The organism is Micromonospora sp. NPDC005237 (assembly GCF_040607775.1).
In the GTDB taxonomy this organism is placed as follows: Bacteria; Actinomycetota; Actinomycetes; order Mycobacteriales; family Micromonosporaceae; genus Micromonospora.
In genome coordinates this window covers 76,226-88,211 of the sequence record NZ_JBEXHJ010000009.1, presented here as the reverse complement: position 1 = coordinate 88,211, position 11,986 = coordinate 76,226, and the positions used below count along the sequence as shown (strand labels likewise).

Annotated in this window: 13 protein-coding genes and 1 pseudogene; 5 read left to right on the top strand and 9 right to left on the bottom strand. The window is 69.7% G+C overall.

Features of this window, described 5'->3' with window-relative positions; genetic code table 11:
- Window positions 1–43 precede the first annotated feature (43 nt).
- The 8 genes and pseudogenes from ABZT87_RS24510 to ABZT87_RS24475 form a co-directional block, all read right to left on the bottom strand.
- Window positions 44–1,054, bottom strand: coding sequence for a mechanosensitive ion channel domain-containing protein (locus tag ABZT87_RS24510; RefSeq protein WP_354857747.1), 1,011 nt, complete (start codon window positions 1,052–1,054; stop codon window positions 44–46).
- A gap of 299 nt (window positions 1,055–1,353) precedes the next feature.
- Entirely contained in the window at window positions 1,354–3,021 is a 1,668-nt protein-coding gene (locus ABZT87_RS24505; protein WP_355138360.1) for a serine/threonine-protein kinase, read from the bottom strand.
- A gap of 118 nt (window positions 3,022–3,139) precedes the next feature.
- Window positions 3,140–3,868: an anti-sigma factor gene (locus ABZT87_RS24500; protein ID WP_355066588.1), complete on the bottom strand. Its 729-nt coding sequence runs from the start codon at window positions 3,866–3,868 to the stop codon at window positions 3,140–3,142.
- A complete protein-coding gene (sigK, locus tag ABZT87_RS24495; protein WP_355138742.1) occupies window positions 3,865–4,482 on the bottom strand; it encodes an ECF RNA polymerase sigma factor SigK in 618 nt (205 codons plus the stop codon). Before sigK ends, ABZT87_RS24500 begins: the two co-directional genes overlap by 4 nt.
- 59 nt (window positions 4,483–4,541) lie before the next feature.
- Entirely contained in the window at window positions 4,542–5,228 is a 687-nt protein-coding gene (locus ABZT87_RS24490) for a class F sortase (protein ID WP_355138358.1), read from the bottom strand.
- 16 nt (window positions 5,229–5,244) lie between these two features.
- The gene (locus ABZT87_RS24485) at window positions 5,245–6,033 is read right to left on the bottom strand and encodes a hypothetical protein (RefSeq protein WP_354857757.1); all 789 of its coding nucleotides are present in this window, start codon (window positions 6,031–6,033) and stop codon (window positions 5,245–5,247) included.
- Between the two features lie 116 nt (window positions 6,034–6,149).
- Window positions 6,150–7,672, bottom strand: a pseudogene (locus ABZT87_RS24480) (molybdopterin-dependent oxidoreductase).
- A gap of 59 nt (window positions 7,673–7,731) precedes the next feature.
- The gene (locus ABZT87_RS24475; protein ID WP_355138740.1) at window positions 7,732–7,851 is read right to left on the bottom strand and encodes a fasciclin domain-containing protein; all 120 of its coding nucleotides are present in this window, start codon (window positions 7,849–7,851) and stop codon (window positions 7,732–7,734) included.
- A gap of 269 nt (window positions 7,852–8,120) precedes the next feature.
- Here ABZT87_RS24475 and ABZT87_RS24470 point away from each other — a divergent pair, with 269 nt between their 5' ends.
- The 5 genes from ABZT87_RS24470 to ABZT87_RS24450 all read left to right on the top strand — a co-directional run bounded on the left by ABZT87_RS24470 (window position 8,121) and on the right by ABZT87_RS24450 (window position 11,116).
- Entirely contained in the window at window positions 8,121–8,951 is an 831-nt protein-coding gene (locus ABZT87_RS24470; protein WP_355066593.1) for a helix-turn-helix domain-containing protein, read from the top strand.
- A 66-nt stretch (window positions 8,952–9,017) separates the two neighbouring features.
- A complete protein-coding gene (locus ABZT87_RS24465; RefSeq protein ID WP_355138356.1) occupies window positions 9,018–9,599 on the top strand; it encodes a dihydrofolate reductase family protein in 582 nt (193 codons plus the stop codon).
- A gap of 82 nt (window positions 9,600–9,681) precedes the next feature.
- A complete protein-coding gene (locus ABZT87_RS24460) occupies window positions 9,682–10,020 on the top strand; it encodes a metalloregulator ArsR/SmtB family transcription factor (protein WP_355066595.1) in 339 nt (112 codons plus the stop codon).
- Window positions 10,017–10,493: an SRPBCC domain-containing protein gene (locus tag ABZT87_RS24455; RefSeq protein WP_355138354.1), complete on the top strand. Its 477-nt coding sequence runs from the start codon at window positions 10,017–10,019 to the stop codon at window positions 10,491–10,493. Before ABZT87_RS24460 ends, ABZT87_RS24455 begins: the two co-directional genes overlap by 4 nt.
- Complete coding sequence (locus tag ABZT87_RS24450; RefSeq protein WP_355138352.1) at window positions 10,490–11,116, top strand: dihydrofolate reductase family protein; 627 nt, start codon at window positions 10,490–10,492, stop codon at window positions 11,114–11,116. The genes ABZT87_RS24455 and ABZT87_RS24450 overlap by 4 nt, the downstream gene beginning before the upstream one ends.
- Before the next feature lie 190 nt (window positions 11,117–11,306).
- Here the strand turns inward: ABZT87_RS24450 and ABZT87_RS24445 are convergent, their stop codons facing one another.
- Window positions 11,307–11,966 (bottom strand): VTT domain-containing protein, encoded by a 660-nt coding sequence (locus ABZT87_RS24445; RefSeq protein WP_355138350.1) that lies wholly within the window; start codon window positions 11,964–11,966, stop codon window positions 11,307–11,309.
- Between the last annotated feature and the right edge of the window lie 20 nt (window positions 11,967–11,986).

Below are 11,986 nucleotides of genomic sequence, written 5' to 3'. Positions count from 1 at the left end.
CGGCTGACCCAGCGCAACGGCGGGGCCGAAAGAGACCCGCCGGTCACGGCTGGTACTGGTTGCGGGTGCGGGGCAACCACTGGGGGTGCTGGTCACGCAGATAGCGGATCAGTCCCTCGCGTAGGTCGCAGCTCAGGTCCCAGGCGCTGGCGCCGTCCGCAGCTGAGGCCTGCACCTGGATGATCACGGTCTGCGCGGTGGCGTCGACCATCTGGAGCACCCACTGGCTGCGATCCCACAGCGGTGCGGACTCGACCAGTCGGCGTACCTCCCGGCGCAGGTCGTTAAGGTCCGCGGTGTGGTCGACATGGATCTGGATCTTGCCGATCACCCGCGACTCGTTGCGGGTCCAGTTCTGAAACGGCCGCTCGGTGAAGTACGTGGTCGGCAGGATGAGTATCCGTTCGTCCCAGAGCCGGATCACCACGTTGGTCAGCTTCACCTCCTCGACCCGGCCCCATTCGCCTTCCACCACCAACACGTCGCCGACGTGCAGCCCGTCGGCGAAGGCGACCTGGATGCCGGCGAACGCATTGGCGAGCGCGGTTCGGGCGGAGAGGCCGATCACCGCGCCGACCACCCCGGCCGAGGTCAGAATGGAGACGCCGAAGAGGCGTACCGGCCGGAAGGTGATCAGGATCAGGCCGATCGCAACGATCGTGACGACGACCACCGTGAGCCGCCGCACCGGACGGATCTGGGTCCGGGCCCGCCGGGCCCGCCGGCTCCTGGTCACATCATTCGGCAGTCGACTGAACACGACCGCCTCGGCCACCTGCAACACCCTGACCACCAGCCACGCACCGACGGCGATCAGGGTCAGCAGGATGGCGTGCCGCAGATAACGCTGCCACCCGGTCAGTCCGGGCGGCAGCGCGTAGTACACCACCCAGACCAGCAGGACCGCGGCCGCCGGGCGGCGGCAGGCGAGCCGCAGCGGCTCCAGCAGCCACTTGTAGCGGCCACGGGCAACCCGGCGAGCCAGCACGCCGGAGACCAGGTCCACGACCACGGCCGCCGCCAGCGCGGCCAACACGATCAACGCGGTACGCATCAGTTGCCGTTCACCGTGATCCTGATGCCACCTTCCCCTGGCTCGCTGCCCAGTCCACGGGCCCAGGGTGCCATCCGGTCCGGTGGCGGGCGGCGAACATCGACAAACAACCGCCGAACGGGCCTGCGTCAGCCGCCCGACGGTGGCTTCCGGGTTGCCGGCCTGGCAGCGCCGATCCGCCACCGCCTACGGGCGGGTGACCGTGGAGCGGGGCGTCGGCCATGCGCGGCATTCGGCGGCCCGCCGCGAACGCAACTGGAACTGGCTGCGATGGAGGTGACCACGTTCGGGCACACGGGTCAGTCGAGGCGGAAGCTTGCGAGGGCCAGTCGTTGCAGAGGCTCCGTCGCGGTCCACTGGCTGTCCTGGGTCATCCAGGACAGGCTGTGGGCACGGGTCCTGCTGTCATTGACCAGCAGCCGCCGGACGTGCAGCCGCACACCGCCGGCCTGGTCGCAGGTGTACTCCCACTCCGCGGCGCCACCCACGCGGATGACCGGCCCGATGCTGATCTTCTGGTAGCCGGAAAGCGCCCCGGTCTTCACCGCCTCGCGCTCTGCGGCGGCCCACTGCTTCGAGGATGTGGGGGAAGCTTCGGCGGTGAGGTCGACAGCGATGGCTCGCACCTCGGCGGGGTCGCGGAAGCAGACAGTTTCGCCCTCGGTGTGCCGGGTCCATCCGTGCGGAACTGCCACCAGGAAGCGGGCCGGGTCCTGGTGCCAAGCCCATCCGTCGGGCAGCGCGTACGGGAGCGGTGCGGTGGGTTCCCGCAGAGGCTCGGCTTCGCTGGAGGCGTCATCGTCCAGGCAGAGGTGGGCGGGCACTTCCGCACTGGTCGACTCCATCGCGCCGGCCGCCGCACCGCCCGGGTCGACGGCCGGCACGCCGTCCTGGCCGCGCAGGCCGCCGAGCACGGCACCGGCTGCCGTGACAATGATGGCCACGACCGTCAACAGTCCCAACACTGCGCCAGCGAACGCCCAGCCGGTCGTCCGGTCGCGGGTGTTCGACGCCCTCGCTGTGATGACCGTGGTGTCGATCGCGTCCTCGGCGATCGGCACCGGCGGCGTGGTGGTCCGCGACCGCCGCGGCGGTCGGGTGGACATCCGCCACCGGCGGCGCGCCCGGGGCACCGGCACGGGCTCGATCGGTACGGTCGCCTCGGCCACCTGCTCCAGCAGGGCGCGGGCCTCGTACGCGGACAGACGCTGACGGGGATTGCGCAGCAGGAGTCCAGTGATCGCCGGTTCGAGTGGCAGGACGCTCATCCGGTCGGGCGCCTCGGTGGCCAGAGCGGCGAGTGTGGCCAGGGTCGAGGGCCGGGTCCACGGTGGGCGGCCCTCCGCGGCCAGGTAGAGCGTCGCGCCGAGAGCCCACAGGTCCGAGGCGGGGGTGGCCCTGCCATCGCGAGCGCGCTCCGGCGCGACGTACTGGTTCCTCGACAGGTTCGCCGCACTGACGGTCGCCGGGCTGTGGCTGTCGAAGATCGACAGGCCGAACCCGCCGAGCATGACGCGCCCGTCGTCGCCGAGTAGCACGTTCTGCGGACAGAGCTCCCGATGCACCACACCCATCTCGTGTGCGGCGTTCAGTGCGGCGAGCAGGTGCAGCCCGACCCGCGCCACCTCGGCCGGCGGCAGCGGGCCGTCGGCGGCAACCACCTCGGGCAGGGACCGGGAGGGCACGTACTCCATGACAAGCCACAGGTGCCCGTCGGCGCTCAGCACGTCCCACATCCCCATCACGCTCGGGTGGTCCAGCCCGGCCAGTCCACGAACCTCGGCCAGCGTCCGCTCGTGCAACCGGGACCGTTCCGCGTCGCTCGCCCATCCCGGCACGGCGATCTGCTTGAGCGCGACGTCTCGGTCGAGCACCTCGTCGCGGGCCAGCCAGACCCGTCCCGGAGTGGCAGCGTCCTCGATCGGCAGGAGCCTGCGGTACCGGCCGGCGAGCAGCTCGTCATCCATGCTGGTGATTCGGAGCGGTCCACCGCTCGGATGGGTGGATGAGCGGGAAGCACATCGGCCGTCGGTGCGGACCGGCTGGACCGGCTGACGGTGTGACCGCAGCCGGCCCGTGCTCAGCTCAGCTCAGCTCGACCGTACCCACGATTCGCGTGGGGGCGACGGAGCCGCCCGCGGGCTCGTTGGAAACGCCGAAGGTTGCCGCCTCGGCGACCGGGCCGATGACCGTGGTCGACGCCCTGGCACCCTCGGCTAGTCGCCCCACCTTGCGGGGTTCGCTGCCGCGGATGAGCCAGAGCTCGTAGATCCGCCCGGGGCCGGGTTCCGGCAGGTCGCGCAGCAGCACCACCCCTCGGTCTCGGTCGCGGGAGACCACCACGGTCGCGGAGCCGCCGGGCTGCAGCGACCGCTCGAACACCCGGGCGTCCGGGGCGTCCAGGACGGCGGCGATCTGCCGAGCCTGGTCGCTGCTGGCCTGCTCGTCGCTGATCCGATCGTTGCTCACGGTCCAGGTGACCGCGCTCGCGCCGCCGGCCACGAGGACGGCCGCGGCGGCAGCCACGGTGATCCGTCGCCACCTGCTTACCTGCCGTCTGGCGCTGTCTCCTGCGGCAGCCGAGCGCAACTGCGGGGTGCGCGCCGCCTGGGTGAGGGTGCGCTCCCGTAACCCCGGGGGTGTGGCCTCGACGACGGTGTCGTCGGCGAGCCGTGCAACCGTCTCCCGTAATTCGGTCACCTCCAGGCGGCACGACTCGCAGTCCGCCAGGTGCCGCTCGAACGCCGCCCTCTCGAGGTCGTCGACCGCGTTCAGGGCGTACGCGCCGGCGAGGGTGTGGATGTCGGCGCTCATGCCCGTCCCTCCATTTCGATTCCCAGGCAGTCGCGCATCCGGATCAGTCCGTCGCGCATCCGCGTCTTCACCGTCGGCAGCGGTGTCTTCAGCTTTTCGGCGACCTCCCGGTAGGTGTGGCCGCCGTAGTAGGCCAGGGCCACCGCCTCCCGTTGGACCGGCGTCAGCCGACCCAGGCACCGGCGAACCTGTTCCCGCTCCAACCGGGCGGTGACGTCCTCGACAACCTCGTCATAGGGGACATGCGTCTCGGCCGCGGCGACCTGCAGGGTGCGGTTGGTGTGGGCCTGCTCGGAACGCACTCGATCCACCGCCCGGCGGTGCGCCATGGTCAGAATCCAGGCTGAGGCTGAGCCACGACCGGCCTCGAAGCGGCCAGCGGTGCGCCACACCTCGACCATCACCTCCTGCGTCACCTCCTCGGCCTGCGCCGGGTCGCGCACGACGCGGCGGGTCAGCCCGAGGACCCGGCCCGCCATCGTGTCGTACAGCGCCGCGAACGCCGCCTCGTCGCCCCGTGCCACCCGAGTCAGCAGCTCGTCGGCGCTCGGTGGCGTCGGGGTGTCCGGCAGCACCGAACGTAGCCGCCGCGCCTGTTCCGGGTCACCGCTCATTCTCGGCATGTCCTCTCCTGTGCTGGCGGCCGTTCCGGGTGCCGCCGCGTACTCGGGTGCTAGGCGACATGAGCGTGAGCGAGGCGCGCGTAAACGATGACATTGTCGCGGTAGTGCTGAGTGGCGTCGTCGAACGCGCCGCCGCAGGTGATCAGACGTAGCGCCGAATGGTCGGTAGCCCCGTACACCTCATCGGTGGGAAAGTCGTCCTTGGGATACTGCTCGACCTTGCTGACGGTGAACATCGCGGTACTGCCGTCCTGACGGTTGACCGTTATCCCGGCGCCGACGGACAGCTTGCCCAGATCGAAGAACGTTCCACGACGGCCCTTCCAGTTGACGTGCCCGGCCAGCACGGCCGGACCGAGGGCCCCTGGCGTCGGTGCCTTGGTGAACCAGCCCACGTCGGTGGCGCTGTCCGGGACCTCCATCGCCCCATCCGCCCGCAGGCCGAGGGCGACAATCGCGGCGGTGGCCTTCAGCGACGGGATCGACACCCGCGTTGGGGGCGAACTGGCCATCAGTGGTCCCGAGGTCAATTCACCCGGCTTGGTCGCCCGAGCGGGCGACGCCGTCGCGGCTGGGGCGGCAGCGGAGGCGTCGGGCCGAGGTGGCTTCCCAGCCCGGTCGGTAACCGCGAAGCCGATCGACACGGCCGCCGTTCCGGTGAGGATGCCGGCCACCGCCAGGAGCGCGAAGCGCCCCCGGCGGCGTCCGGCCGGCACTGGTGCGTCGCCGTTGTCCATCACGAACGATTCCGGCTCAGCGCTCGCCGGCGAGCCGGCGTCGCGCGACGACCGCACCCGCGGCGCCGAGCAGCGCGAGGCCACCCACGGTGTACATCATCATCGGCGATCCACCGGAGGTGCTGCCATCGCCGGTGGCGACACCCCCGGCGGGTACGGACCCGGCGGCGGCGCCGCTGACCATGCCGCACGTCGCGGGGTCGGTGGCCTCGGCGGGGATGCCGTTGACGCCGATGGACTTGGCGAACGTCGACTCCCCGAGAGCTTCCATGTCGTACTTACCGTTCTTGTTGGCGTCGATGCCGTGTTGCACGAGGTGCAGGTCCTTGAGGTGCTCGATGGTGCCCTTGGGCAGGTCGGCAGCGGGGATGGTGCGCTCGTAGCTGAGGTTGCCCTGCGCGTCGGCCTTCGGCATCCGGTCCACCGCCAAACCGCTGGCCTTGGTCGTGTCCCCGGTGGTGGTCAGCGAGATGAAGATGTCCCCGTACATCTTCAGGCCCTCCTCCGTGCTGACGAAGCCGTTGCCGTTGGTGTCGGCGGACTTGTCCGGGCAGTGGAAGTCCATACCGTTGGCCGCGCCGTGCACGTGCTGGGCGTGCGGCGAGTTCGGCGTCATGCCCTTCGACCGGATCATGACCTTCAGGTCGCCGCCACTCGTCGCGGTCAACGTCGCGGTACCGGTGGCACCGGTCTCGTTGAGGTCCTGCAGCTGGACCTGCACGCTCTCGTCGGCCTGCGCGACGCCCGGGAACGCGAGGACCAGCACGGCCGCTGGTAGGGCGAGCAGGGCTCGGGACAGTCTCACAACAGATCTCCGTCTCCGCCTGGGTACGGCGTTGATACTCACGTGCGGTCAGGAGGGATTCGTGGCGTGGTGGTCGCCGGATTGGTGCCGGACGGGGTTCTTTTCGGCCCGGGAGGTCAGGTGATGGTGACGGTGGTGCTGTGCCAGCCGGTCGCGCCGTCGGGGAAGGGCGCGGCCCGCTGGTCGGTCTGGGTCGCACCGGTGGCATCGGTGGCCCGTACCCGCAGCGTGTGGCTGCCAGGGGTGGCGTCCCAGCGGTAGGTCCACTGCCGCCACAGGTCCGGCGATGGGCCGTCGGCGAGGCGGGCCTGCCGCCACGGCCCGTCGTCGATCTGCACCTCGACGGCGGTGATCCCGCGCCGTTGCGCCCAGGCGACACCGGCGATCATGACGGGTCCGACGCGACGTTGGGCGAAGGGTTTCGGAGTGTCGATGCGAGATGCGGTCTTGACGGGTGCGTCGGCTGCCCACCCGCGTTGGACCCAGTAGGGGTCGAACGCGTCAAAGGTGGTCACCTTCATCGAGGTGAGCCATTTGCAGGCGCCGACGTAACCGTAGAGGCCGGGCACGAGCATGCGGACGGGGAAGCCGTGTTCCAGGGGCAGGGGTTCGCCGTTCATGGCCACGGCCAGGAGCGCGTCGCGCCCGTCGAGGATCGCCTCGATCGGGGTGCCGATGGTCATGCCCTCCACCGAGCGGCTGACGAGCTGGTTCTGCCCGGGGCGTACGCCCGCTTCGCGTAGCAGCGGTGCGAGGGGAACGCCGGTCCAGCGGGCTGTGTCGATGTAGGGACCACCGACCTCGTTCGAGACACAGTTGAGCGTGATGTCACGCTCCACGAGGCCACGGGCGAGAAGATCCTCGAATCTCCAGGTACGAGGGCGATCGACCGCTCCGTCGAGAGTCAACCGCCAGGTTTCAAGGTCGACCTGCGGGACGGTGAGAGCGGTGTCGACCCGGTAAAAGTCCCGGTTGGGGGTGACGAACGCCGAGGCCCCGTCCACGCCAACGAGACACCGCCGGGTAGCGGCGGCGCCGGTCGCACTGGCGGCGGAATCCGAACGCCGGCGCGGGAACGGGCACCCACCGCGCTGCCGCGACCGACAGCCTGGCCGATCGCGGCCGCGACGCCGGCGGTCAGCGCTGCCCCCGTCGCCGTGGCCAGGAATTGACGGCGGTTGAGCAGCCGCGGCCGGCTCGACGCGGTGACCCTGACCGTCCGAGCGGCGCGCACCAACACCAGCATCGCCGCCATCCCGATGCCGACGCCCGCCAGGACCGGCAGGACGTCCGACGACGTCGCCCCCGGGCGGGACAGGATGGCGGCGACACCGACAGCAGCGAACACGGCGAGGCCAGCCAGACCGTAGCGGCGTCGTCGTAGCGCCGCCGCGCCGAGCAGAACCGCGGTCAGGGCGAGCAGGGCGTAGACGCCGACAAGGAGAGCGATCTTGTCGTTGGCGCCGAAGGTGCGGATGGCGAATGCCTTGACGCTCTGCGGTGCCAGGTCGATAGCGACGCCACCGACTGCCAGCACCGGGTCGGCGGCTGGATCGACCAGCGCCGCGAGGAGATGAGCCACGGCGAGGGCCACCCCGGCGGTCAACACGCCGACGACGAGGCCGCGAACGGCGGTCATGCTGAGGGACGGCCCCGGCCGGCGGTTCGCCGGCCGGGGCTCGATGTCGGTCGACGCCATCAGCTCTTGGGCATCAGAACGGTGTCAACGATGTACACGGTGGCGTTGGCCGTCGAGACATTCCCGCAGACCACCATCGAGGTGCCATTGACGGTGAACGACGAGCCGCTGCCGGTCACCACGAGCTCGCCGCCCTGCAACGTCTTGTGGGTGCCTGTCGGTACCGCCGCAGGCGGACAGGGCCAGCACCGCGATTACGCCAACCGTGGCAAACAGGCGCCGCTTCATACGAACTCCTCAGATGCTTGTACGTCATTGCTGCTGTCATGAGGCATTCGAGGCCGCCCTAGAGACGGATGGGCGCAAGGTGGAGAAATTTGACGCGCTCGACCGCCATGCCGGCGCGTGATGCCGGCGGGGCGTCGGCGATGCTGTGAGCGTGGAGTACGTGTCCAGAGTGCCGCGACCGCCGCTCGACGGGCTGATCGACGACCTTTACTACCTGGAGGGTACGCCGCCGTACGCCCGGCTGACGCTGCCGCCGATGCCGGCGGCGTTGCTCATCGTCAATCTCGGACCGCCGTTCCGCATCCGCGCCGGCACAGACATCGAGACGGCTGAGTACGCCGACGGCTGCGTGGTCACCACGCCCACCCGCGCGTTCGAGTTCGGCTATCCACTCCGGACCCGGTCCGTCGGCGTGCACGTCAAGCCGTGGGGGCTGGCGCCGTTCCTGCCGATGCCCGCGGCCGAGCTGTGTGACCGGCCGGTGACGCTGGAGCAGGTCTGGGGCCGGCCCGCCGTCGCCGAGCTGCGAGACCGGCTGGCCACGGCGGACGGACCCCACGAGATGCTGACGCTGCTCGAGGAGGAGCTGATGCGACGGCTGTGCGAGACCGCCGGCCTGGGGCTGGTCCGCCACACGAGCAGCGTCATCGCGGCGACCAGCGGGGCGGTGGCGATCGGCGACCTGAGTGTCGCAGCCGGTGTCAGCAGCACCCATCTGGCGCAGCGGTTCAAGGAGCTCATCGGCGTCACGCCGAAGCGGCTGGCCCGCACCCACCGCTTCACCGCCACCGTGTTCGCGATCAACCCCGCCGGACCGATCGACTGGGGCGAGCTCGCCGGTGCTGCGGGCTACTTCGACCAGGCCCACTTCGGCCACGAGTTCCGGGCGTTCACCGGGCTCACTCCGACCCGGTACCTCGAAGTCCGGCGGCGGTTCCTGCGCGAACATCCCGGCCACGCGATGGACGGCTGGCCACTGCCGGCCGATTGATTTCCTACAAGAGCGACAGCTCACGGCGCGCTAACTTGAGGGCACCCCGAAGTAGAGGAGAGCCCCGTGGGCACAGTGGTCATGTACAGCTCGGTGTCCGTGGATGGCTTCATCGCGGACGAGAATGACCAGCCCGGGCCGCTGTTCGACTGGTTGACCAGCGGTGACGTCCCGTTGGACGAGGGCGGCGGGCTCAAGGTGTCGCAGACGTCCTACGACTACACCCGGCCGTACTGGGACCAGATCGGGGTGACAGTCGTCGGCCGCCACGTCTTCGACATGACGGACGGCTGGGACGGGAAGCCTCCGGGCGGGATCGACCACGTGGTCGTCGTGACGCACCGGCCGGCGCCCGAGGGCTGGGATCCCGAGGCGCCGTTCCACTTCGTCGACGGCGTCGAGGCAGCCATGGCCAAGGCACAGGAGCTTGCGGGTGACCGAGTGGTCGAGGTCGCCGCTGGCGACGTCGGTGGCCAGGTGCTTGCCGCGGGCCTGATCGACGAGGTGCGCACGGACGTCGTACCCGTCGTGTTCGGGTCCGGCAAGCGCTACTTCGGGTCGGTCCACGCGCAGCACCTGTTGGAGGATCCTGACGTGGTGATTCACGGCAACCGGGTGCTTCACCTGCGCTATCGGGTGCGCCGCTGACCGATCTGACCGTGTGGCACTCCGGGGGCGCTTCAACACTTTGCTCTTGCGCTAAGTATCGCTGCGGGCTATACTTAGCCGCATGGCACAGTATTCGGCGCAGCTCGACGGCGTGTTCGTCGCCCTTGCCGACCCGACCCGGCGCGGGGTCATCCGGCGCCTCGGCCACGGCCCGACGAGCGTCGGCGATCTCGCCCGCGAGTTCCCGATGACCCTTCCCTCGTTCATGAAGCACGTACGGACGCTCGAATCCAACGGGCTGATCCGCACGACCAAGTCCGGCCGGGTACGCACCTGCGCGCTCAACCGCGAGTGCCTCGCCCTCGTCGACGACTGGCTCGGGGAGCAGCGCCGAATCTGGGAAGCGCGCACCGATCGCCTCGAACGCCTCGTCACCGACCCCGAGGAGAACCAACAGTGAATCCGGATCTGGACCTGACCGTGAAGCGGGTCATCCGCGCCTCCCGCGCCGCAGTTTGGCGCGCGTGGACGGATCCGTCCCGCTTCGAGAAGTGGTGGCTCCCGGCTCCGACCCTGTGCCGCGTCGACCGCCTGGACGTCCGGCCCGGTGGCGCGCTCGTGACCCGACTCAGCGATGACGGGGTGAAATTCGTCCCGCACCTTGACGCAACCTTCCTCGTCGTCGAGGAACTGGAGCGGATTGTGCTCACGAACGCGATTGACAGCGCCTGGCGGCCCACGAACCCGACCCCGGTCCCCATGACCGCCGAGATCACCCTGAGCGATCATCCGGACGGCACGGACTACCGGGTCATCGTCCGTCATGGTGATCCCGCCGCTCGCGCCCGTCACGAGGAACTCGGCTTCTTCGACGGCTGGGGCTCGGTCACCAAGCAACTGGCCGGGGTCGTCGAAGGCGAGGATGCACGATGAAGATCACCCTTACCGAGTTCGTAACCCTTGATGGGGTCAGCCAGGGTCCCGGCTCGCCCACCGAAGATACAAGCGAGGGCTTCACCCAGGGCGGCTGGCTCGTGCCTTACCTGGACAAGCTCTTCGTCCAGCGCACCTCTGACTGGCTAGCTCTCGCTGACGGTCTGCTACTGGGGCGGCGGACCTACGAGGCCTTCGCCCGCGACTGGCCGCAGATCACCGACCCGAACGACCCGTTCACCGAACGGATGAACTCACTACCGAAGTACGTCGTGACCAACACCCGCACGGAAGGTAGCTGGCACCCGACGACGCTGCTCCACGGCGACCCGATCCACACCGTCGGGAAACTCAAGGCGCAACCAGGACGAGAACTTCAGATCCACGGGAGCGCACGACTCGGCAAGGCCCTGTTGTCGGCCGGCCTCGTCGACACACTCCGACTCGTCGTCGCCCCCACCGTGACCGGTTCCGGGCGGCGGCTGCTTGACCACCCGAGCGCACCCGTCGGCCTGCGACTCGTTCGCCACGAGGCAACGGCGAACGGCCTACTGCTGCTCGAGTACGAGCATGTCGGCGCCGCCCCGGTGGCGGAATACGAGGGCGTCACGGCCCTCATCTGATCACCGCGCCCGGGATGTGTTGCCGGCCGCTGCCTGATCCCCTCAGCGGTCCTGCCTGGACGGCCTTACGCGCCGGACGGGATGTCTGCACATCAGCGACATGATCTTCTGGCCCGCCGGCCGCTCCCGGACAGCCGAGGACATCGTCGACCACGCTTGGTCCTGCACGCCGATCAGCCTGTAACAACCCCTACGACGAGCGGGCGGAGGTCCGGGCGGTGCTCCAGCGGGATCGGAGGAGCTGGATTCCGATCGGCAGGACGGAGACCACGACGATGCCGATCAGGATGATCTCGATGTTGGCCTTGACGAACGCGACCTGGCCGAGGAAGTAGCCCAGGACGGTTACGCCGACGCCCCAGAGCGCCCCGCCGATGATGTTGTAGGCGAGGAACGTCCGGTAGCGCATGTGGCTGACTCCGGCGACAACTGGGGTGAACGTCCGCACAATCGGCACGAACCGGGCCAGCACCACGGACCGGGCTCCATGGCGGTCGAAGAAGTCGTTGGCCCGGTGCACGTTCTCCTGCTTGAACAGGCGGGAGTTGGGTCGGCGGAACAGGCTCGGGCCGACTCGCCTGCCGAACAGGTACCCCACCTGATCCCCGGCGATCGCGGCCACGGCCACCAGCAGGCAGAGCAGCCAGAGCGGTTGGTGCAGGTAGTGGCCGTCGGCGACGAGAAGCCCGGCGGTGAACAGCAGCGAGTCACCCGGCAGGAAGAACCCGATCAGCAGCCCTGACTCGGCGAACACGATCGCGAGGATGCCGATCAGCCCGAAGGTGGAGATCAACCACTCCGGGTCGAGGAAGCTGGGCCCCGCAGCCGCCGAAGCGAGGGACGTTGACACGAAATAACCTCCGAGGGGTG

Coding starts and splice junctions, on each gene's coding strand:
- sigK (WP_355138742.1), bottom strand. CDS start 4,482: ATGAGCGGTGACCCGGAACAGGCGCGGCGGCTACGTTCGGTGCTGCCG.
- ABZT87_RS24490 (WP_355138358.1), bottom strand. CDS start 5,228: ATGGACAACGGCGACGCACCAGTGCCGGCCGGACGCCGCCGGGGGCGC.
- ABZT87_RS24500 (WP_355066588.1), bottom strand. CDS start 3,868: ATGAGCGCCGACATCCACACCCTCGCCGGCGCGTACGCCCTGAACGCG.
- ABZT87_RS24460 (WP_355066595.1), top strand. CDS start 9,682: ATGGCACAGTATTCGGCGCAGCTCGACGGCGTGTTCGTCGCCCTTGCC.
- ABZT87_RS24510 (WP_354857747.1), bottom strand. CDS start 1,054: ATGCGTACCGCGTTGATCGTGTTGGCCGCGCTGGCGGCGGCCGTGGTC.
- ABZT87_RS24450 (WP_355138352.1), top strand. CDS start 10,490: ATGAAGATCACCCTTACCGAGTTCGTAACCCTTGATGGGGTCAGCCAG.
- ABZT87_RS24505 (WP_355138360.1), bottom strand. CDS start 3,021: ATGGATGACGAGCTGCTCGCCGGCCGGTACCGCAGGCTCCTGCCGATC.